Origin of the sequence: Pseudomonas sp. zfem005 (genome assembly GCF_032621735.1) — a bacterium.
Lineage (GTDB): Bacteria > Pseudomonadota > Gammaproteobacteria > Pseudomonadales > Pseudomonadaceae > Metapseudomonas > Metapseudomonas solani.
On sequence record NZ_JAVYJE010000004.1, the window covers coordinates 54,476 to 75,887 of the forward strand.

The following is a 21,412-nucleotide window of genomic DNA, read 5'->3' on the forward strand; positions in this document are numbered from 1 at the left end:
GGCTCAGGGCACGAAGCGCAGCGCGCTGGGGGCCGGGGTGCTGACCGTTTGCACCTGCTCCACCAGCAGGCCGCTTTGCGGGTCGCGGCTGAACACCACCAGACTGTCGCTCTTCTGGTTGGCCACCAGCAGGAAACGCCCGTCCGGGGCGAAGGTGAATTCCCTCGGCTCATCGCCCCCGCTGGCGTGGCGCTGCACCTCGCTGAGGCTGCCGTCGGCGGCGCTCACCGCATAGACCACGATCTGGTTCTCCACCCCACGACGGGCGACGTAGAGGAAGCGCCCGTCCGGCGACAGGTGGAGGGCGCCCAGGCGGCGATCGCCCTGGGCGTTGGCACCGGGCGGGTCCAGGTCCACCAGGCCCTGCTGTTCCAGCTTGGCCTCGTCGCGGCCGAGGATGGCGATCTGGTTGGACAGCTCCAGGGTCAGGTAGGCGCGGTTGCCGCTGCGGTCGAACACCAGGTGGCGCGGGCCGCTGCCCTTGGGCAGGGCGAAGGCGCCGGGCTTGGCCGCCTGCAGCGGCTTCTTCGGTTTATCCCCGTCGTAACGGTAGGCGTAGACCTTGTCGGCACCCAGGTCGGTGACGAAGAGGAAGTCGCCGGCCGGCACCGCCGCGTGCATGTGCGAGGAGCCCTGGCGCTGCGAGCCGCGCCGGGAGAAAGGCTGGCGCACCAGCTGGGCGACCGGGCCGAAGGTGCCGTGGGCGCTGACCGGGATGGCCGCCAGGCTGCCACCGGGCGTGGGCTTGCTGCCGTAATGAGCGACGAAGATGAAACGGCCATCCTCGCTGAGGCTGGCATGGGTGGGCTCGGCGCCCTTGCTCGCCACCTGGCTCAGGGGCGTGAGGCTGTGCTCGTCACCTTCGCCGATGGCGAAGCTGCTGACCTGGCCGGCCGGGTCGCGGCCCTTGGGCGGGTTCTCGTTGGTGACGAACAGCTGGTGGCCATCCGGCGAAAGTACCAGCCACGAGGGGTTGGCGCTGGCGAGGGTCTGCAGCGGCTTTTCCGTCAGCCGGCCCTGGGTGCCGTCGAAGGCGAAGCGCTGGATGCCGGGGCAGGTCTCGCCACTACAGCCCACCAGCAGTTGGGAGGTGTCGACGGGCGCCCGACCGGCACAGCCGGCGAGCAGGGTCATGGCGCAGAACAGCAGTGGGACGTTACGCGGCATCGATCATTCCTTGGGCAGGGCGAAGGCCAGGACGTAGTCGCCCTGGCGGGTGTGCAGGGAACCATGGCCACCGGCGACCACCAGCACGTACTGGCGGCCATCCTTGCCGGTGTAGCTCATGGGGGTGGCCTGGCCGCCGGCGGGCAGGCGGCCTTCCCAGAGCTGCTTGCCATTGCGCACGTCGTAGGCGCGCAGGTACTGGTCGAGGGTGCCGGCGAGGAAGGCGACGCCCCCGCCGGTCATCACGCTGCCGCCCAGGCTGGGTACGCCCATGGGCAGCGGGATGGGGATCGGCGAGCTGTCGCGCACGGTGCCGTTCTTGTGTTTCCAGACGACTTTCATGGTGGCCAGGTCCAGGGCCGCGACGTAGCCCCAGGGCGGCGACTGACAGGGCAGGCCGAGGGGCGAGAGCAGCGGCGATAACAGGGCGCCGAAGGGCGCACCCTTGTTCGGCTGTACGCCTTCGATCTCGCTCTTGCGCGCAGGTTCATCGGTGGCACTGCCTTCGGGCACCAATTTCGAGGTGAAGGCCATGTAGCTGGGGTTGAGGAAGGCGATCTGGCGCTCCGGGTCCACCGCGATGCCGCCCCAGTCGAAGACCCCGAAGTTGCCGGGGTAGACCAGGCTGCCCTGCTCGGAGGGCGGGGTGTAGATGCCCTCGTAGCGCAGGGAGCGGAAGGCGATGCGACAGAGCATCTGGTCGATCGGCGTGCCGCCCCACATGTCGCGCTCCTGCAGGGGCGGTGGCATCAGGTTGAGTGCGGACATGGGCTGGGTGGGGGCGGTGAAGTCGCCCTTGGCGGCGCCCTGGGGCACGGGGGTTTCCCTGACCGGGACGATGGGCTCGCCGGTGCGCCGGTCGAGCACGTAGAGGCTGCCCTGCTTGGTGGAGGCGATCAGTGCCGGGCGCGGGGCCTCGCCGGCCTTCTGCGGCGGCAGGTCGACCAGGCTCGGCTGGCCGCCGACGTCCATGTCCCAGAGGTCGTGGTGGGTCATCTGGAAGGTCCAGCGCACCTTGCCGGTGGCGATCTCCAGGGCGGTGACCCCGGCGCTGTAGGTTTCCGAGGCCTTGGTTCGGCGACCGCCCCATTGGTCCGGGGTCTGGTTGCCCATGGGCAGGTAGAGCAGGCCGAGCTTCTCGTCGAGGCTCATCACCGACCACATGTTCGGCGAGTTGCGGGTGTAGGTGCGGCCATCGGGCAGCGGGGCGGTGTCGTCGGGGTTGCCGGCATCCCAGTTCCACACCAGGTGGCCGTCGTGCACGTCGTAGGCGCGGATCACGCCCGAGGGCTCGTCTTCTGAAATGTTGTCGGTGACATGGCCGCCGATGATCACCAGGTCGCGGCTGACGCCGGGTGGCGAGGTGGAGTAGTAGCCGCCCGGGGTGAAGCTGCCGATGCCACGGGTGAGGTCGATGGAGCCCTTGTCGCCGAATTCCTCGCAGGGCTTGCCGTCATCGGCGTCCAGGGCCATCAGGCGGGTGTCGGCGGTGGGCAGGAACAGGCGCCGCTCGCAGCGTTTGCTGTCACTGGGGCTGTCCTCCTGGTGGTAGGCGACACCGCGGCAGGTCATGTGCGCCCAGCCCTTGAAGCTGTCGGCGTTCTGGGTGCTGATCTTCGGGTCGAAGCGCCAGATCTCGCGGCCGCTGTCCGGGTCCAGGGCGATCACCTGGCTGTGCGGGGTGCACACGTAGAGCATGCCGTTGGCCTTGAGCGGGGTGTTCTCGGCGGTGGTTTCCTGCGGGTCGTCCTGGCCGGGCAGGTCGCCGGTGCGGTAGCTCCAGGCCAGTTCCAGCTTATGGGCGTTCTCCGGGGTGATCTGGCCCAGGGGCGAGTAGCGGTCGCCGGCGTTGCTGCGCCCGTAGGCCTGCCAGTCGCCTTCCGGCATCGGCGGCTCGCTCTGCACTGCCAGGGGGTTGCCGCGGCCAATCTCGCCCTCCAGGTTGTGGGGCTCGGTGAACTGGCTGAGCAAGGCCACGGCGCCGGCCAGCAGCACCGCCATCAGCAGCGCACCGCCATTGGCCCGCGAGGTGCCGCCGGCCAGGCCACCGCGCGTCCAGGGCAGCAGCAACAGCACACCGATGCCGAACCACAGGGCCAGGCGCGGCACCAGTTGCCACCAGTCCAGGCCCACCTCCCAGAGCGCCCAGGCGGTGGAGGCGGCCAAGGTCACGGCGAACACCAGCAGGGCCGAGCCGAGGCCTTTCCACAGCAGGAAGCCGGCCACCAGCAGGGCGCCACCGGTGAGCGGGTAGTACCAGGAGCCGCCGACCCAGACCAGGCGGATGCCGCCGATGAGCAACGCGAGGCCGAGCAGCAGCAGGAATAAGGCGAGCAGGCGGGCGAGGGGCGATGGACGGGCGCCGGGGGTGGACATGGGCGGTCCTCCAAAAGGGGGTTATTTGGGGTGTAGCTGCGGGAGGCGGATCGCGCGAATGGCGTGGCCTCGCTGAAGAGATCGAACCCCGCCGGGGTGAATAGTTCAGCGCCAGGCCGGCTGGATGGCATTTGGTCATCAATCCGTCATGGGCTTCGGGTTAGCTGTGCGCCACGCCTTCCAGCCTGGCTGGAGGGCCCGGCGTGCCTGGCCTGCGAATTTTCCCTGAACCGTCCTCGTCCAGCCTCCCTCTGAACCTCTGTGATCCCTTTCCTGGTGAGCAAGACCATGAACCAGTTATTCGCAATGCTGCTCGGCCTGTTCGGCGCGGGCGAAACCGTCGCCGATGAGCAGAAGTCCGTGCAGCCGCTCCCCGAGCCCATCAGCGTGCAGCAGTGGCAGGCGGCCTTCGACGAGGCGCTGGCGTTGCCGGAGGTCCGCTACTCGTCGTCGGACCTGGTGACCATCGTCAAGAACGAGCGCGACGGCTCGGTCTACCTGTTCACCACCAGCAAGCACCCGGCCTACCCGGCGATGATCGAACGGCGCCTGGTGGGGTCGGATGGCCTGCGCTATTCCAGCACCGGCAGCTACGCGGGAAATGGCCAGGCCTATGCGGCGTGGCTGGAGAAGTACCGCCAGTTCGACAACCGTCCCTATGAGTCGATGGCTGCGAGCAAGGGCACGGAGCTGTCTTCGGCCAACTGACGGGTGCCTCTAACAACGTAGGCGAAGCCGTCAATGCAAGGCAAAACAGGCGAAAAAGCGCAGGTTACGCCGTGTAAATGAGCATTTTGATCGGACTCGCGCACGAGCCTGTTCTTAACGCCGCGATGGCAACGCAGGTAGTTTCTAGAAGTGCCCAACGAGCCGGGCGGGGAATCAGGGTTCAGCCTTGAAGGCCGCGCCTCGGCGGGTGAGGGTGATGCCGGTGGCGCTGACCAGCAGCAGGCCCTGGCCGTCGCTCTGCTCACCGTGAGACAGCTGGCCGCTGATCAGGCCAAGCTCCGCGAGATCGCGCAAGCCGATCATGACCCGGGCAGGGTCGCCTTCCAGAACGGCGGCATCACGAGGGGCGTCCTCACTGAGCTGGGCAAGGAGGGAACGCAGGAGCAGGGTGCGGCTTTGGATATCCATGAACGGGACTGCGGTGGGGACCGTCGCTGATTCTAGATCAGCTTGGCCCGGCGTGGTGTGGCGATTGTCGGACATCCAGTGAAATGGCATGTGCGCTGGGCTGGTGGGTGGGCTCCGCCCCATGGGTTTCGCTTCGCTCGCGGAACGCCGCCCGACCCATCCTACGAAAGCACGTCGCCACGTGCGCGCTGGGTTCGCGATCGGTCATCGCCGCCAACCGACAAATTTTTCACGTCTTCTTGATCCAGCCTTTACGGGTGTTGCTCCAGGGTATGGCCATCTTCTGGAGGATGCGCCATGACGCCCGGACCCCGACTCTCGCTGTTTTTCGCAGGCCTCTTGGCCGTCGCTTCGCTGGCCGTGCCGCTGGCCCAGGGCAATAGCCAGGTGCCGGAGCCGGCGGCCATGCTGTCGCGCCAGGCCTGGGCGGTGTCGCTGGACCCGGGCTTCAACCTGTACCGCATGACCCCTTCGCTGTTCCGCAGCGCACTGCCGGATGCCCGCGACCTGCCGCATCTGCAGCGCCTGGGCGTGCGCACGGTGGTGAGCTTCATCAAGGAGGACGACGCCGAGTGGCTGGGTGATGCCCAGGTGCGCCGGGTGAGCATTCCGTTGCATGCCGATCGGGTCGATGACGTGGATGTGCTCCGCGTGCTGCGGGTGTTGCGCCGGGCCGAAGCCCAGGGGCCGGTGCTGATGCACTGCAAGCACGGTCGCGATCGCACCGGGCTGATGGCGGCCATGTACCGCACCGTGGTGCAGGGCTGGAGCCGTGCCGATGCGCTGGCGGAGATGAAGGCCGGCGGCTTCGGCGATGCGCGGCAGATGGACGATGCCATCGCCTATGTCGAGGGCGCTGATATCGACGCCCTGCGCCAGGCCCTGGACAGCGGCGCCTGCAGCACCCGCGCCCTGGCCGCCTGCCAGGTGGGGCGCTGGTTGCGGGCCACCTTCGGCGAGGGGCCGGACGAAGAGGTGGCCCAGGGCGATGCCGTCGAGCAGGGGCGTGCGGACTCCTAGAAGGCGGAGGAGGAGCGATGGGCTGAAGCGGAGCGCCGCCCGGCCCACCCTACGCGGCTGCGTTGAGGGGCGTCGTGGCTCGGCGGCAATCCGTAGGTGCCGGCAGCTCCGTTTGGTGGATGTAAAAAGCGACATCCACCCTACACGGCCCTCACCATCGTGCGGCTGGGTTCAATCGTCCGGGCTGATGATGCCCTTGCGCACGGCGTAGAGGACCAGGCCGGGGATATCGTGGATGTCCAGGCGCTTCATGATCTGGGCGCGGTGGGCCTCCACGGTCTTGACGCTGAGGCCGAGGCCGTCGGCGATGGAGCGGGTGGAGGCGCCCCGGCTGATCAGGCGCAGGATTTCCACCTGGCGCTGGGTGAGCCCGGGGTCCTCGCTCCCATGCTGGCGGTTCAGGGCCTGGTCGATCACCGGCTGGGCGATGGCCGAGCTGAGGTAGCGCTGGCCCCGGTCGACGGCCTTGAGGGCGAGGGCCAGCTCGACCATGGCGGCGTCCTTGAGCAGGTAGCCGTAGGCGCCTTTCTCCAGGGCGGAGAGCACCACCTCGGCGTCGGTGTGCATCGAGAGCATCAGCACGCGGGCCTCGGGCACGCGCGTACCCAGGCGTTGCAGGGCCTCCAGGCCGTCCACGCCGTGCATGGAAATATCGAGGAGGATGATGTCCGGCTTCAGGCGCTCGGCCATCACGACGGCTTCCTCGCCGTCCTCCGCTTCTCCAACTACTTCGTAACCCTCCAGGTCGTTGACCATGGCGCGGACGCCAACGCGGATCAGTGCGTGGTCGTCGGCCAGCAACAGGCGACAGGTCATGGGCGCTCCTTGCGCAACGCGTCGTTCATGCATTACTCCAAGTGCAGGCTGCCCTGAAAAAGAGCAGGCCTACAGGTACGGAGTAGCATCCGACACGAAGGTTCGCCCGGATCGACCGGACGGACGGTAGCACCGGGCCAGCATCCTGCCGGCTCGTTTCAGGGGTTGCGGCCTTCTATTTGGCGGCTTCGGCGGTCTTGTCGGGTGTTTGCCCCCGTGAGTAGCGAATGATGACTTCGGAAAGTTTCGACAGGGGTTCGGTGCTTTGCGCGGCGCCCATGCGCAGGGCTTCCTTGGGCATGCCGAAGACCACGCAACTGGCTTCGTCCTGGGCCACGGTGCGGGCGCCGGCCTCGCGCATTGCCAGCAAGCCCCGCGCACCGTCGTCGCCCATGCCGGTCATGATCACGCCCAGGGCGTTGTGCCCGGCGTGGCGGGCGACGGAGCGGAACAGCACGTCCACCGAAGGCTTGTGGCGGTTGACGTGGGGCCCGTCGAGCACCTCCACGAAGTACTGCGCGCCGCTGCGCTTGAGCTGCATGTGGTGCCCGCCGGGGGCGACCAGGGCCAGGCCGGGGCGCACGCGGTCCATGTGCCGGGCCTCGCGCACGTCGATCTCGCACACGCTGTTCAGGCGCTGGGCGAAGGCCGCAGTGAATTTCTCCGGCATGTGCTGGACGATGACGATGCCGGAGCAATCCACCGGTAACTGGCGCAGCACCACTTCCAGGGCCTGGGTGCCGCCGGTGGAGGTGCCCAGGGCCACCACCCGGTCGGTGGTGGCGTAGCCGGTGGGGCGTGCCGCCGGTTCGGCCGGCGCCGCTGCCGGCGTGGCCTTGGCCGGCGGTAGCGGCGGCGCGCTGCGCGGCATGGCGTGGGGGCGGCTGCGGGCGGCCAGTTCGATCTGCCGGATCAGGTCGCCGGAGAGCTGCTGCAGGCTGTCCTTGAGCCCCTGGCGGGCCTTGGTGAACACGCCCACGGCGCCGGCGGCGAGGGCTTCCAGGGTGATGGCGGCGCCGGCTTCGGTGAGGGTGGAGCAGATGATCGAGGGCGTCGGCCGCTCGGCCATGATCTTGCGCAGGAAGGTGATGCCGTCCATGCGCGGCATTTCCACGTCCAGGACCAGCACGTCGGGCCATTGCTTGCGCATCTTGTCCAAGGCGAACAGCGGGTCGGCGGCCTGGCCGATGACCTGAATGCCGGGGTGGTTGTCCAGGCAGGCGGTGAGCACCTGCCGCACCAGGGCGGAGTCGTCGACGATGAACACCTTGATCGGGTTCGGGGCGGGTTTGCTGAGCGGGCTCATGTGCGTTGGAATACCGAAGGCCGCACGGCACGCAGCGGCAGGTTGAAGCCATGCAGGCTTTCCGCATGGCCGATGAAGAACAGGCCGTCCGGGCGCAGGCGCTCCACCAGGCGCGCGACCATGGCGCGTTTTTCCTCCTGGCCGAAGTAGATGAGCACGTTGCGCAGGAAGATCACGTCGAAGGGGCCGATCTCCTTGGGGATCGGCCGGGTCAGGTTGAGTTCGGCGAAGGTCACCCGGTGGCGCAGGGCCTGGCTCATGCGGAACAGCCCCTCGCTTTCCTCCACCCCCTTGAGGCAGTGGCGCTTGAGCCAGCCGGTGGGGAAGTTCTCCGCCTGCTCCATGGGGTAGGTGGCCAGGCGCGCCTTTTCCAGCACGCGGCGGCTGAGGTCGCTGGCGAAGATCGACCAGTCCTGGGTGCGGGCGTTCTCGGCCAGGGTCATGGCCATGCTGAAGGCTTCCTGGCCGGAGGAGCTGGCGGCGCTCCACAGGTGCAGCGGGCGGCGCTGGTGGGTGACCCATTCGCCGAGCTGCTTGAAGTGCTGCGGCTCACGGAAGAAGTAGGTTTCGTTGGTGGTGAGCAGGTCGATGACCGTGCGCCGCTCCTCCTGGGAGGCGGGGTCGTCAAGCACCTTCATGTAGTCGCCGTAGCTGTCCAGCTCCAGGGCGCGCAGGCGGCCCATCAGGCGGCCGGCCATCAGGGTGCGCTTCTGTTCGGCCATGCGGATCCCCGAGGCCTCCAGCATCATCTGCTGCAGGCGCCGGAAGTCGCTGTCGCTGAGCTTGGGCAGGTGGCTGGTGGGCATCAGCCGGCCTGCTGGGCGAGGCTCAGCTGGCGGATGTCGTCCAGCGAGAGCACGCGGCGCACATCGAGGATGATGGTGAAGCCGCGCTCGTCGCGGGCCATGCCGGCGATGAAGTCGGTGCGGATGCCGGCGCCGAAGGGGGGAGGCTGTTCCACCTGGCCCGCTTCGATGTCCAGCACCGCGTCCACCGCATCTACCACCAGCCCGATCCGCTGGTGATTTTCGTCCAGGTCCAGCTCGATGATGACGATGCAGGTGCGCTTGTTAGGCACGCTGAGGTCCTGGCCGAAGCGCGCCGCCAGGTCCAGCACCGGCACCACGTTGCCGCGCAGGTTGATCACCCCGTGGATGAAGGGCGGCATCATCGGCACGGTGGTGACCTGGCCGTATTCGATGATCTCCCGCACCAGGTCGATGGGCAGCGCATAGCGTGCGTCACGCACCCGGAACGACAGGTGCTGAACGCTTTCCGCTGCCTCGCTGGCCAGGATTGCCTGGAGTTCGATCATGCCGCTTCCCTCAGTTGAAGTTGACGAAGTGGCCTTCATCGGCCGGAGCCTGGGGTTTGCGGGCCACGGCAGTGCTGGGCCGACGTAGCTCGCGCACGGCGGCGGGGCGCTCCATGCGCACGGGCGAGATTGCCCGCACGGTGGTCGCTTCGAGCCGGAAGTAGCCGATCAGCTCCTGCAACTGGCTGGCCTGGGCGTTCATCTCCTCGGCGGTGGCCGCCAGTTCCTCGGAGGCGGAGGCGTTCTGCTGGGTGATCTGGTTCATCTGGCCCATGGCGATGTTGATCTGCGCGGCGCCGGTGGTCTGTTCCTGGGAGGCGGCGGTGATCTCCTGCACCAGGTCGGAGGTCTTCTGGATGTTCGGCACGATCTGGTCGAGCAGGGCGCCGGCCTGTTCGGCCAGGTGCACGCTGTTGCTGGCGACGCCGCCGATCTCCTGGGCGGCCACCTGGCTGCGCTCGGCGAGCTTGCGCACTTCGGCGGCGACCACCGCGAAGCCCTTGCCATGGTCGCCCGCGCGGGCGGCCTCGATGGCGGCGTTGAGGGCCAGCAGGTTGGTCTGGTAGGCGATGTCGTCGATGATGCCGATCTTGTCAGCGATCTGTTTCATGGCCTGGACCATTTCGCCCACCGCCTGGCCGCCCTGCACGGCGTCGTTGGCGGCCTTGCCGGCGATGCCGTCGGTGATCTGCGCGCTCTCGGTGTTCTGCGCGATGGAGGCGGACATCTGCTCCACCGAGGCCGTGGTCTCCTCGACGCTGGCGGCCTGTTCGGTGGCGGCCTGGCTCAGCGACTGCGAGGTTGCACTGACCTCCTCGGAGGCCGAGGAAAGCGAGTCGGCAGCGCTGCGGACGTCACTGATGACGGAGCGCAGACGCTCGGTCATGTGCTTCATGGAGGCCAGCAGGCGGCCGGTCTCATCGCGGCTATCGACCTCGATCTCGGTCGACAGGTCGCCCTCGGCCAACTTGTCAGCCACGAGCACCGCACTGTTCAGCGGACGGGTGATGGACCGGGTGACGAAGATGCCGATGGCGAAGCCGAGCACGGCGGCCAGGACCATCAGGATGATCATCTGGGTGCGCGAGCCGAGGTAGATCTCGGTGATGGTGTCGTTGGCCTCCTTGGCGCGGGCGTCCTTCTGGTTCACCAGGTCGGTGAACAGCTTGTCGGCGTCGTTGCCATGGGCACGCAGTTCGGGCATCAGCGCGGTGAACTCGGTGCTGCTGGCCAGCGGCACGTTCTTGCTCAGATCGAGTATCTGCCGGACGACCTTCTCGTACGCCGCCAGGCTTGCCTCCATTTCCGCCAGTTTGGCCAGGGACTGTTCGCTCTTGAAGCTGTCCCGGGCGTTATTGATGTGCGTATGCACGCTCTGGAGCGCCTCCACGACCTGGTCGGCGGTGCGCTGGCGCTCCTCGAGGGTGGTGGCCAGCAGGTGACTGCGCAGGTGGCGACCGATGTAGATGAGGTCCATGTTGCCTTTCATCATGGTTTTCAAGGCACCGACTTCGCCCAGGTACATCCGGTCGGTGAGGTCGTTGACCTTGTGCAGGTTGACGATACCCAGCCCGCCCACTGCGGCGGTGAGCAGCACCACCAGGGAGAAGCCGCCGATCAGACGGGCTCCGATTTTCATGTTGCGGATGAGTTGCATGGTGAGTCTCTCCTACTGACCCGCAAGATCGGGTCGTGCTGGTACGGGGTTGGCGAGGGCGCGCGGTTCTGCGTCCGCGTTCTGTTGCAGGTGCTGGAGCAGGCTGGCGATATCGAGGATCAGCGCCACCTGGCCAGAACCGAGGATGGTGGAGCCGCTGATGCCTCGCAGGTGTTCGAAGAGCAGGCCGAGGGGCTTGATCACCGTTTGCAGTTCGCCATGCAGTTCCTCGACTATCAGCCCGGCCTGGCGCCGGCCGAGGCTGACTACCACGATGTTGCGCCGGCCGCGGTTGCTGCTGGGCAGGTCGAAGTGGGCGGCCAGGTCGATGCAGGGCAGGGGGCGGCCGCGCAGCTCGATGTGGCCGTAGGCCCGCCGGCCGAGACGGGCCTCGTCCAGCTCCAGGCACTCGGTGACCATGTCCAGCGGCACCACGAAGTGTTCCTCGCCCAGGCTCACCAGGAAGCCGTCGATGATCGCCAGGGTCAGCGGCAGGCGGATGCGGAAGGTGCAGCCGAGGCCGGGGCGCGAGTCGATTTCGATGCTGCCGCGCAGGGCGTCGATGGCGCTGCGCACCACGTCCATGCCGACGCCACGGCCGGAGAGGTCGGAGACGTTGTCGGCGGTGGAGAAGCCGGCGGCGAAGATCAGCCGCTGGATATCGTGTTCGGGCAGGTTGGCCTGGGGGTCGATGAGGCCGCGGGCGATGGCCTTCTCGCGGATGCGCGCGGTGTTCAGGCCGTGGCCGTCGTCCGCCACTTCGATGACGATCATCCCCGACTCGTGGTAGGCGTTGAGGCTCAACCGGCCTTCGGCGCTCTTGCCGGCGGCCAGGCGCTGCTCGGCGGATTCGATGCCGTGGTCGATGGCGTTGCGCACCAGGTGGGTGAGGGGGTCGGCGAGCTTGTCGATCACCGACTTGTCCAGTTCGGTGTCGGCGCCGCGGATTTCCAGGCGGATGTCCTTGCCCAGCTGCTGGCTGACGTCGCGCACCACGCGGTGGAAGCGGTTGAAGGTGTCGCCGATCTCGATCATGCGCAGCTTCAGCGCCGCCTCGCGGATCTGCTCGACACGCTGGTTGACCGTCTGCGCGCCTTCCAGGCACAGGGCGTTGCCGTGCATCTGCGCCTGCAGCTGGGCCCCGGCGGCGCTGATCACCAGCTCGCCGACGAGGTTGATCAGCTCGTCGAGCTTGTGCGCAGCGACGCGGATCTGGCTGCTTTCCTGGACCTTGCGTTCCCGCGAGCTCTTCTGCTTGGCCAGGGCGGCATTGACCGCCTGCGGCGCGACGATGCCTTCTTCCACCAGCACCGCGCCGAGGGCCGGCTTGAGCTCGGCGGCACCGGCCTGCAGGGCCAGGCCCTGGGCCAGTTCGTGCTCGGTGAGCAGGCCGCTGGCGACGAGGATGGCGCCGATGCGCTCGTCGGTTTCGGGCAGTTCCTGGATCAGGCGGATGTAGTCGTCCAGGGCGCTGTTGGGCGGCAGGATGCGCAGGGTGCAGAAGTCGTGGATGAATTCGAAGACGTCCTCGATCTCGGCCTTGGCGGCGTCGCTGAGGAGGTCGATCTCCATGCCCAGGTAGCAGCTTTCCGGGTCCAGCTCGGCCAGGGGCGGCAGGGCGTCGTCGATTACCTGGAGGTTAAGCACATCGCCCAGGCGGCTCAGGTACTGGACGAAGGCGATGGGGTCGAAACCGTTGCGCAGCAGGTCGGCATGGAAGCGCAGGGAGATGTGCCACGCGCCGTCTTCGGCGACGTTGCCATCGGCCGGCGGCACCGCTTCACCCGGCACCTTGGCCGCCGGCGCGGCCGTGCCCAGGTGGGCGGCGAGGGCGGCGAGCAGTTCGGTCTGGTGTTGTTCGTCCACCGGCAGCTCGCCGGTTTCCGGGTCGATGAGGGCGATCATCGAGACGATTTCGTCGAGGCAGCGCAGCATCAGCGACACCAGCGACGGGTCGAGGGTGCGCTGGCCGTCGCGCACCGCCATGAGCAGGTTTTCCAGGTGGTGGGTGAAGCTCACCAGGGGCGTAAGGGAGAACAGCCCGGCAGAGCCCTTGAGGGTGTGCATGGCGCGGAACAGGCCGTTGATGGCCGCCGCGTCCTCGGGCTGCTGGTCCAGCTGCAGCAGGTACTCCTCGGCCTGCTTGCCGAGGTCGCGGGCTTCCTCGATGAAGCCCAGCAGCAGCTGGCTCCACTGTTCACCATTGAGCATGGGGGCGCCTCCGTTCAGGCCGCAGCCGGTTGCTCACCGGGCAGCAGCACGTCCAGGCGCAGCAGGCTGACGATTTCCAGCGCGGCGCCTTGCAGGTTCACCACTTCGACCGTGTTGCCGGCCAGCACCAGTTGCCGGCGCAGGCCGAGGAGCAGCTGCACGCCGGCGCTGTCCAGTTCTTCCAGCTCGGCGAGGTCCAGGCGCCAGGCCTCGACCCGCGCATTGGCCGCCAGCAGGGCCAGCAGCTCGCCGTGGGCCTGGGCCACCTCGTAGATGGTCAGGCTGCCGCTCAGGGTGAGCTGGGCCGGGGTGGCGGCGGTGTCGAAGGCGATGCTGAACATCTCAGCCCACCAGCTTTTCGACGGCCGCCAGCAGTTGCTGCGGCTGGAACGGCTTGACGATCCAGGCCCGCGCGCCGGCCGCCTGGCCTTCGGCCTTCTTGCTCTGCTCGCTTTCGGTGGTGAGCATGACGATGGGGGTGAAGCGGTAGTCCTTGTGGGCCTTGATTTCCTTGACCAGGCCGATGCCGTCGAGGTTGGGCATGTTCACGTCGCTGATGATCAGGTTGATCTTCTGGCCGTTGAGCTTGGTCAGGGCGTCGCGCCCGTCGACGGCTTCGATGACCTGGTGGCCGGCGCCGCCGAGGGTCATCTTCACCAGTTGGCGCATCGACGAGGAGTCGTCGACTATCAGGATGGTCTTGGCCATGGGGCCTCCAATGATCAGAAAAAGGTGACTTCGCTGTTCTGCGCAGGCTGGCCGTGGCGGCCGGTGCGCTCTTCGTCCGTGGTGAACTGCCGGCGCAGTTCGGTGAGCCAGCGCTGCGGCTGGCCGAGGATCGGGTCCTGCTCGCGCAGGGCACGTTGCAGGCGCTCCAGGTCGCCCTGCAGGTGGTCGAGCATCTGGTCGGAGCGGTCCTGGAATTGCAGGCTGACGATGATGTCCTGGATGTCCGCCTGGGTGGTGCGGGCGTCGCGCTGCAGGTCGCGGGAGGTGTCGGTGAGCTCGTCGAGGTTGGCGCTGAGGCCCTGCATGATGTCGCCGGCCACCTGGTCGAGGTAGCGCAGGTTGTTCTCCTCGCTGACCGAGAGTTCCTCGGCGGCGCTGACGGTGGAGCGGATCGCCTGGTTGATCTCGCCGACCTTCTCGACCATGCGCTGGCCGGTTTCGGCGGAGAGGCTGGAGAGCTTGCGCACCTCGTCGGCCACCACCGAGAAGCCGCGCCCGTAGTCACCCGCACGCGCCGCCTCGATGGCGGCGTTGAGGGCCAGCAGGTTGGTCTGGCTGGCGATGTCCTGGACGTGCTTGGACATGCTCTGCAGCTCGCTGGCGTAGCTGTTGAGGTGGCCGATGGTGGCCAGCAGTTCGTTCTTGTGGGCGGTGGCGCCGTGGAAGGCGGTGGTGACCTCGTCCAGGCGTTGCTGGGCCTGGCGCAGGTTGTCGGTGACCCCGGCGCCGCCGATCACGCTTTCCGAGCGTTGCAGGGTCTGATCGAGGCGCTGGGCCAGGCTGGCGAAGCGCTCGAACAGCTTGCTGACATTGCCGCTGACCAGTTGGCGCACCTGGCCGATGTTCTGCTCCCAGGCGGGCAACACTGCGCCGAGCAGGGGCTGGCAATCGGTGGTCGGCGGGGCCACATCCACCGGCGCCGCTTCCACCACCACCGGGGCACGGGGGCGCAGGAGGAGGGCGGCGACGGCGGCGAGGGCGATGCCGGCACCCGCGACCCAGGGCATCTCCAGCCCCAGGCCGGCGAGGCCGAGGAGAAGGGCGAACCAGAGAACGGAATAGGCCAGCACGGCAAGGTCCCGGTAGTGGATGGATACCCGGAACCATAGGAGGTGAAGCGCTTCGTCGAAATCGGGGAAATCCCTAGGGGCGTCTAGGGGAATCCGGTCATAGCGGAAATGGCGCGGGCGATCAGGGCACGCAGTCGCTGATCACCAGGCGGTTGCGGCCCAGGGCCTTGCCTTGGTAAAGGCGCTTGTCGGCACGGCGGTAGAGCTCGTCGCCGCTATGGCCGTCGACCTGCCATTCGGCCAGGCCGAAGGTGGCGGAGAGGGGGATGAGCTGTTCGCCGTAGTGCAGGGGCGACTGTTGCAGGTCGAGGCGCAGCGCCTCGACCAGGTGCGCGGCGGCGTCGCGGCGGGTTTCGCGCAGCAGCAGGCCGAACTCCTCGCCGCCCAGGCGGCCGATCAGGTCGGTGGCGCGCAAGCGTTGCTGCAGGCGCTGGCAGATGTGCCGCAGGGCCTGGTCACCGGCATCGTGGCCCCAGCGGTCGTTGACCTGCTTGAAATCGTCCACGTCCAGCACCACCAGCACCAGGCTGAGACCGCCCCGTTTGGCCTCCTCGATGCTGCGTTCCAGGGCGCGCTGGAAGAAGTCGCGGCTGGCGACGCCGGTCAGCGCATCGCTGTGGGCCAGGCGCCGCAACTGGGCATGGGCGATGGCGCGGCGGGCCTCGTAGATGTGCACGAAGGCCATGATCAGCAGCCCGCAGAGCATGGCGTTGCCCAGGTCGATCAGGCCCTTGGCGTCGGCCGCCGGGGGGAAGCGCAGCAGGTAGGCGATGACCGCCACGGCCAGATAGGGCATGGCCAGGAGAAAGCCGCGCAGCTTGCCCAGCAACAGGTAAGAGAGCACCGGGATCAGGTAGATCCAGACGAAGGCCGTGGGCGAAGCGTCGGGCATGACGATGATGTAGATGAGGAAGCTGAAGGTGGGCAGCAGATAGGCATAGAGCCAGGGCGTGAGGACCTGTACGTGGCGGATGCGCTGGCAGGCCCAGCCGAGCAGGATCGCGGTGGCCATTTCCAGGAAGGACAGGACGAGGTTGCCGGCGATGAACTGCAGCACGGCGAAGCACGCCAGGGTCAGGGCGGTGGAGCTGAAGATCAGCCGCACCAGGGCTCGCTGGTCGGCGTCTTCGAGGCCGGTGGCGCTTTCGTGGGGCTGCTGCATCGACGGGCTCATCCTGCATGCCGTGAGCGCCTAGGCTATCGCAAGGCATTGGCGCCCCGTTAGCCTTTCCTCCGGTTCCGCTCACTTTTTGTACAGGGCATTCGCGCCAGGGGCAGGCCGCCCGTCCTGCGGCAAGTGGCGTGCATTGCCGTAGGAATAGGACTGGATTACTGTGTATAAATACAGTTATTTATGCCGAGCCCTTCATGCCTGCCTCCTTTCCCCCTGCCGTAACGGGCGCTTCCAGCCGGAGCGACGCCTGATGGGCGCCGTGGTCGCCCTCGATGCGCTGCTGGACGAGCGCCGGGTCTGGAAAGGCCAGGCCAGCACCCAGCCGAGCGGTGCCCAGCCCACCGGGCATGCGGCCCTGGATGCGGCATTGCCGGCGGGCGGGTGGCCGGAGTCCGCGCTCAGCGAAATCCTCGTGCCGGGCACCGGCCTGGGTGAGCTGCAATTGCTCTGGCCGACCCTGGCGCGCCTCACCGCCAGCGCCGAGCGCGTGGCCCTGGTGGGCGCGCCGTACCTGCCGTATCCCCAGGCCTGGCAGGCCGCCGGGGTGGACCTGCGCTGGCTGGTGCTGATCGAGGCCGAGGGCCGCGATGGGCTTTGGGCCGCCGAGCAATGCCTGCGCTCGGGCAGCTGCGGCGCGGTGCTCTGCTGGCCACGCCAGGCGGATGACCGCGCCCTGCGCCGGCTGCAGGTGGCGGCGGAAACCGGGCAGACCCTGGCCTTCGCCTATCGCCCCCAGCAGGAGGCGCACAACCCCTCGCCGGCGGCCCTGCGCCTGGCCTTCGACGGCCCCGGCCGGGTGCGGGTGCTCAAGTGCCGGGGTGGCCTGGCGCCGGCCGCCAGCCTGGCCCTGGCGGGGCACTGACGTGCGCTGGGCCTGCATCCTCCTGCCGCAGCTGGCCCTGGACGCCGTACTGCGCCGCCGCGACGACCCCGAGGCGCCCCTGGCGCTGCTCACCGGCACGCCCCAGCGCCGCGTGCTACAGGCGGTGAACCCAGCCGCCCGGGCCCTGGGCCTGCGCGCGGGCATGGGCCTGACCGCTGCCCACGCCCTGACCCGCGACTTCGCCCAGGCCGAGTACGACGCCGCGGAGATCGAGCACTGGCAGCGCTTTCTCGCCGCCTGGGGCTACGGCTTCAGCTCCCATGTGAGCCTGCGCTACCCCCGCGTGCTGCTGGTGGAGATCGCCTCCAGCCTCGGCCTGTTCGGCCCCTGGCCGCGCTTCGAGGCACGCCTGCGCGAAGAGCTGACGGCGCTGGGCTTCCGCCATCGCATCGTCGCGGCCCCCAACCCGGTGGCGGCGCGCATCCTGGCCAACGCCCACGATGGCCTGGCGGTGGCCGAGGGCACAGCCCTGCGTGAGGCCCTGGAACGCCTGCCGGTGGAGCGTGCCGGCTTCGAGCCCGAGGTGGCCACGGCCCTGGGGCGCATGGGGTTGCGCCGCCTGAAACAGGTGATGGCGCTGCCGCGCGACACCCTGGCCAAGCGCTTCCCCGCGCGGGTGTTGCAGCACCTGGACGAACTGCAGGGCAGCCGTGCCGTGATCCTGGACTGCTACCTGCCACCGGATGAATTCAATGGCCGTATCGAGCTGAACTTCGAGGTGGAATCCAACCAGGCGCTGCTGTTCCCCCTGCGCCGGCTCACCGCCGACCTGGCCGCCTTTCTCGCCGGGCGCGACAGCGGCGTGCAGCGCTTCGTCCTGCACCTGGAACACGCCAGCCAGGCGGACAGCCAGGTGCCGGTGGGCCTGCTGGGGGCCGAGCGCGACCCGGCGATGCTCTTCGAGCTGGCCCGTGGCCGCCTGGAGCAGCTGCAGGTGGTGGCGCCGGTGCGCGGCATGCGCCTGCAGGCCCGTGACCTGCCGCGCTTCGTGCCCGAGCACCGCGAGCTGTTCGACCCGCGCCCGCAGCAGAACCTGCCCTGGGAGCAATTGCGCGAACGCCTGCGCGCGCGCCTGGGAGATGACGCCGTGCGCGGCCTGCAGGCCCACGCCGACCACCGCCCCGAACATGCCTGGCGCCTGGGGGTGGATGGCCTGGCCGGGCCCTTGCTGCAGGGGCCGCCACGGCCCGGCTGGCTGCTGCGCGAGGGCCAGCCGCTGCGCGAGTTCGCGCCGCGCATCCTCGCCGGGCCGGAGCGGGTGGAATCCGGCTGGTGGGATGGCGACGACCAGCGCCGCGATTACTACCAGTTGGAAACCCGTGACGGCCGCCGCGCCTGGGCCTGGTGCCCGGCCGGGGAACTCGGCCCCTTCACCCTGCTGGGCTGGTTCGCATGAGCGCCGGGTACGCCGAGCTGCACTGCCTGTCCAACTTCAGCTTCCAGCGCGGGGCCTCCAGCGCCGCCGAGCTGTTCGAGCGCGCCAAGCAGCAGGGCTACGCCGCCCTGGCGATCACCGACGAATGCACCCTGGCCGGCATCGTGCGGGCTTGGCAGGCCGCCAAAGCCAGCGAGCTGCCGCTGATCGTCGGCAGCGAGATGGCCATCGAGCACGGCCCGCGCCTGGTGTTGCTGGTGGAGAACCTGACCGGCTACCAGCACCTGTGCCGGATCATCACCCGAGCCCGGCGCCGCGCCGCGAAAGGCGAGTACCGCCTGCTGAAGGAGGATTTCGACGACGCCCTCGATGGCCTGCTGGCCCTCTGGCTGCCCGGCGAGGCGGCGGACGCAAAGGAGGGCCGCTGGCTGCACGCGCGCTTCCCCGGCCGCCTGTGGCTGGCGGTGGAACTGCACCGCGGCGCCGATGACGCCAGCCGCCTGGCCCGCTTGCAGGCCCTGGCGGCGGAGCTGGGCATTCCCGCCGTGGCGGCCGGCGATGTGCACATGCATGCCCGGGGCCGCCGCGCCCTGCAGGACTGCATGACCGCCATCCGCCACCACTGCACCCTGGCCGAGGCCGGGCAGCGGCTGTTTCCCAATGGCGAGCGGCACCTGCGTTCGCGGGCGGTACTGGAGCGTTTCTACCCGCCGGCGCTGCTGGCCGAGACCCGGGTGATCGCCGCGCGCTGCCGCTTCGACCTCGGCGAGATCAACTACCAGTACCCCCGCGAGCTGGTGGCGGAAGGGCACACGCCGGTGAGCTGGTTGCGCCATCTGGTGGCCGAGGGCATCCCCAAGCGTTGGCCCAAGGGCGCCAGCCCGAAGGTGCTGGAGACGGTGGCGCACGAGCTGTCGCTGATCGAGGAGCTGGGTTATGAGAGCTACTTCCTCACGGTGCATGACATCGTCCGCTTTGCCCGCTCGAAAGGCATCCTCTGCCAGGGGCGCGGCTCGGCGGCCAACTCGGTGGTGTGCTTCGTGCTCGGCATCACCGAGCTGGACCCGAGCCGCTTCAACCTGCTGTTCGAGCGCTTCCTGTCCAAGGAGCGCAAGGAGCCGCCGGATATCGATGTCGACTTCGAGCACGAGCGCCGCGAAGAGGTGATGCAGTACGTGTTCCGCCGCTACGGTCGGGGCCGCGCCGCACTCACAGCCGTGGCCAGCACCTACCACGGCACCGGGGCGGTGCGGGATATCGCCAAGGTGCTGGGCCTGCCGCCGGACCAGGTCAACGCCCTGGCCGATTGCTGCGGCAGCTGGAGCGACCACGCACCGCCCGTGGACCGCCTGCTGGAGGCCGGCTTCGATCCCGAAAGCCCGGTGATGCGCCGCGTCCTGGCGCTGACCCATGAACTGATCGGCTTTCCCCGGCATCTGTCGCAGCACCCGGGCGGTTTCGTCATCTCCGAAGCACCGCTGGACACCCTGGTGCCGGTGGAGAACGCCAGCATGGCCGAGCGCACCGTGGTGCAGTGGGACAAGGACGACCTCGACGCCCTGGGTCTGCTGAAAGTGGATGTGCTGGCGCTGGGCATGCTCACCACCCTGCGCCGTTGCTTCGGGCTGATCGAGCGGCATCGGGGGAGGAGATTGACCTTGGCGGGACTGCCTGAGAAAGACGCCGCCACCTACGAAATGATCAGCCGCGCCGACACCATCGGCGTGTTCCAGATCGAATCCCGCGCGCAGATGGCCATGCTGCCGCGCCTGCGGCCCAAAGCGTTCTACGACCTGGTGATCCAGGTGGCCATCGTGCGGCCGGGGCCGATCCAGGGGGATATGGTTCACCCCTATTTGCGGCGGCGGAACAAGGAGGAGCCGGAGGATTACCCCTCCGAGGAGTTGCAGACGGTGCTCCAACGCACCCTGGGTGTTCCGCTGTTCCAGGAACAGGTGATGCAGATCGCCATGGTGGCGGCCAAGTACACAGCGGAGGAGGCCGATGGGCTGCGCCGTTCCATGGCCGCCTGGAAGCGCCATGGCGGCCTGGAGCCCCATCGCATCCGCCTGACCGAGCGCATGCTGGAGAAGGGTTACAAGCCCGAGTTCATCGCGCGCATCTTCGAACAGATCAAAGGCTTCGGCAGCTACGGCTTCCCCGAGTCCCACGCCGCCAGCTTCGCCCTGCTGGCCTATGCCAGCAGCTGGCTCAAGTGCCACGAGCCGGCGATCTTCGCCTGTGCCCTGGTGAACAGCTGGCCCATGGGCTTCTACACCCCCGACCAGGTGCTGCAGGACGCCCGCCGCCATGGCATCGAGGTGCGCCCGGTGGATGTGCGCCACAGCGATTGGGATTGCGACCTGGAGCCCGATGCGCGCGGGCGCCTGGCCATCCGCCTGGGGCTGCGCATGGTCAAGGGCTTCAACGAGGAGGCGGCCATGCGTATCTCCGCTGCACGTGCCCTGCGCGCCTTCGACGACGTGGCCGACCTTTGCCACCGCGCCCGCCTGGATGCCCGCGCCCGCGAGCGCCTGGCCGATGCCGGCACCCTGCGCGGCCTGGCTGGCCATCGCCATCGGGCGCGCTGGGCGGTGGCGGCGGTGGAGGAGGAGCTGCCGCTGTTCGCCGGCCTGCCACAGCAGGCGGAATTGCCCGTGGACCTGCCGCTGCCCAGCCGTGGCGAGGACCTGTACGCCGACTACGACACCCTGGGCACCACCCTCGGTCCCCATCCCCTGGCCCTGCTGCGCGGTGCCCTGGCCAAGCGGCGCTGCCGCAGCTCGCGGGACCTGGCCGCCACCGAGCACGGCCAGGGGGTAAGCGTCGCCGGCCTGGTCAAGGGCCGCCAGCGCCCGCAGACCGCCAGCGGGGTGATCTTCGTCACCCTGGAAGACGAGTTCGGCATGGTCAACGTGGTGGTCTGGCACGACATCGCCGTACGCCAGCGCCGCGTGCTGGTGGGCTCGCAGATGCTCCAGGTGGATGGCCGCCTGGAGAGCAAGGACGGCGTGCGCCACCTCATCGCCCGCCGCCTGCACGACCTCACGCCCTTGCTGGCGGGGCTGGATGTGCGCAGCCGGGATTTCCATTGATCGTAGGCATAGTGAAAGCCGCCAGCCCCGCTGGAGCATGAGGAGGGTGTAGGGTGGATGGCGCTTTTTTCATCCACCAGC

The 21,412-nt window shown here is 68.6% G+C and carries 18 protein-coding genes; 5 read left to right on the forward strand and 13 right to left on the reverse strand.

Annotation, left to right across the window (positions count from 1 at the left end; all coding sequences use genetic code 11):
* Positions 1-3: 3 nt before the first annotated feature.
* Together RTW82_RS09860 and RTW82_RS09865 are read right to left on the reverse strand one after the other, a co-directional pair.
* Positions 4-1,167, reverse strand: a complete 1,164-nt coding sequence (locus RTW82_RS09860; RefSeq protein WP_316924978.1) for a lactonase family protein — start codon at positions 1,165-1,167, stop codon at positions 4-6.
* 3 nt (positions 1,168-1,170) lie between these two features.
* Complete coding sequence (locus tag RTW82_RS09865) at positions 1,171-3,543, reverse strand: glucose/quinate/shikimate family membrane-bound PQQ-dependent dehydrogenase (RefSeq protein ID WP_316924979.1); 2,373 nt, start codon at positions 3,541-3,543, stop codon at positions 1,171-1,173.
* A gap of 288 nt (positions 3,544-3,831) precedes the next feature.
* Between RTW82_RS09865 and RTW82_RS09870 the strand changes: the two genes are divergently transcribed.
* Positions 3,832-4,251, forward strand: a complete 420-nt coding sequence (locus tag RTW82_RS09870; RefSeq protein WP_148304340.1) for a hypothetical protein — start codon at positions 3,832-3,834, stop codon at positions 4,249-4,251.
* A gap of 174 nt (positions 4,252-4,425) precedes the next feature.
* Here RTW82_RS09870 and RTW82_RS09875 read toward each other — a convergent pair whose 3' ends face one another.
* Entirely contained in the window at positions 4,426-4,680 is a 255-nt protein-coding gene (locus RTW82_RS09875) for a hypothetical protein (protein ID WP_021221691.1), read from the reverse strand.
* Between the two features lie 297 nt (positions 4,681-4,977).
* Here RTW82_RS09875 and RTW82_RS09880 point away from each other — a divergent pair, with 297 nt between their 5' ends.
* Complete coding sequence (locus RTW82_RS09880) at positions 4,978-5,700, forward strand: tyrosine-protein phosphatase (RefSeq protein WP_316924980.1); 723 nt, start codon at positions 4,978-4,980, stop codon at positions 5,698-5,700.
* Positions 5,701-5,871: 171 nt separating this feature from the next.
* Here the strand turns inward: RTW82_RS09880 and RTW82_RS09885 are convergent, their stop codons facing one another.
* From RTW82_RS09885 to RTW82_RS09930, 10 genes are all read right to left on the reverse strand, one after another.
* Positions 5,872-6,516 carry a response regulator transcription factor gene (locus tag RTW82_RS09885; RefSeq protein WP_316924981.1) on the reverse strand — a complete coding sequence of 215 codons (645 nt, stop codon included), beginning with the start codon at positions 6,514-6,516 and terminating at the stop codon, positions 5,872-5,874.
* A 175-nt stretch (positions 6,517-6,691) separates the two neighbouring features.
* A complete protein-coding gene (locus RTW82_RS09890; RefSeq protein ID WP_316924982.1) occupies positions 6,692-7,822 on the reverse strand; it encodes a chemotaxis response regulator protein-glutamate methylesterase in 1,131 nt (376 codons plus the stop codon).
* Positions 7,819-8,628 carry a CheR family methyltransferase gene (locus RTW82_RS09895; RefSeq protein WP_316924983.1) on the reverse strand — a complete coding sequence of 270 codons (810 nt, stop codon included), beginning with the start codon at positions 8,626-8,628 and terminating at the stop codon, positions 7,819-7,821. Before RTW82_RS09895 ends, RTW82_RS09890 begins: the two co-directional genes overlap by 4 nt.
* The gene (locus tag RTW82_RS09900) at positions 8,628-9,137 is read right to left on the reverse strand and encodes a chemotaxis protein CheW (RefSeq protein ID WP_184490392.1); all 510 of its coding nucleotides are present in this window, start codon (positions 9,135-9,137) and stop codon (positions 8,628-8,630) included. The genes RTW82_RS09895 and RTW82_RS09900 overlap by 1 nt, the downstream gene beginning before the upstream one ends.
* 10 nt (positions 9,138-9,147) lie before the next feature.
* Positions 9,148-10,794, reverse strand: a complete 1,647-nt coding sequence (locus RTW82_RS09905) for a methyl-accepting chemotaxis protein (protein ID WP_316924984.1) — start codon at positions 10,792-10,794, stop codon at positions 9,148-9,150.
* Positions 10,795-10,806: 12 nt separating this feature from the next.
* Positions 10,807-13,005: a chemotaxis protein CheA gene (locus RTW82_RS09910; RefSeq protein ID WP_316924985.1), complete on the reverse strand. Its 2,199-nt coding sequence runs from the start codon at positions 13,003-13,005 to the stop codon at positions 10,807-10,809.
* Positions 13,006-13,019: 14 nt separating this feature from the next.
* Positions 13,020-13,346, reverse strand: a complete 327-nt coding sequence (locus tag RTW82_RS09915) for an STAS domain-containing protein (protein ID WP_316924986.1) — start codon at positions 13,344-13,346, stop codon at positions 13,020-13,022.
* A gap of 1 nt (position 13,347) precedes the next feature.
* On the reverse strand, positions 13,348-13,713 hold the full coding sequence (locus RTW82_RS09920) for a response regulator (RefSeq protein WP_021221682.1): 366 nt from the start codon (positions 13,711-13,713) through the stop codon (positions 13,348-13,350).
* Positions 13,714-13,727: 14 nt separating this feature from the next.
* A complete protein-coding gene (locus RTW82_RS09925) occupies positions 13,728-14,741 on the reverse strand; it encodes a methyl-accepting chemotaxis protein (RefSeq protein ID WP_410478793.1) in 1,014 nt (337 codons plus the stop codon).
* Positions 14,742-14,925: 184 nt separating this feature from the next.
* On the reverse strand, positions 14,926-15,966 hold the full coding sequence (locus RTW82_RS09930) for a GGDEF domain-containing protein (protein WP_316924988.1): 1,041 nt from the start codon (positions 15,964-15,966) through the stop codon (positions 14,926-14,928).
* A 262-nt stretch (positions 15,967-16,228) separates the two neighbouring features.
* Between RTW82_RS09930 and imuA the strand changes: the two genes are divergently transcribed.
* The 3 genes from imuA to RTW82_RS09945 are packed head-to-tail and all read left to right on the forward strand — an operon-like array spanning position 16,229 to position 21,331.
* Positions 16,229-16,840 (forward strand): translesion DNA synthesis-associated protein ImuA, encoded by a 612-nt coding sequence (gene imuA / locus RTW82_RS09935; RefSeq protein WP_184490398.1) that lies wholly within the window; start codon positions 16,229-16,231, stop codon positions 16,838-16,840.
* A 1-nt stretch (position 16,841) separates the two neighbouring features.
* Complete coding sequence (locus tag RTW82_RS09940; RefSeq protein ID WP_316924989.1) at positions 16,842-18,257, forward strand: DNA polymerase Y family protein; 1,416 nt, start codon at positions 16,842-16,844, stop codon at positions 18,255-18,257.
* A complete protein-coding gene (locus RTW82_RS09945; RefSeq protein ID WP_316924990.1) occupies positions 18,254-21,331 on the forward strand; it encodes an error-prone DNA polymerase in 3,078 nt (1,025 codons plus the stop codon). Before RTW82_RS09940 ends, RTW82_RS09945 begins: the two co-directional genes overlap by 4 nt.
* The last annotated feature ends 81 nt before the right edge of the window (positions 21,332-21,412 follow it).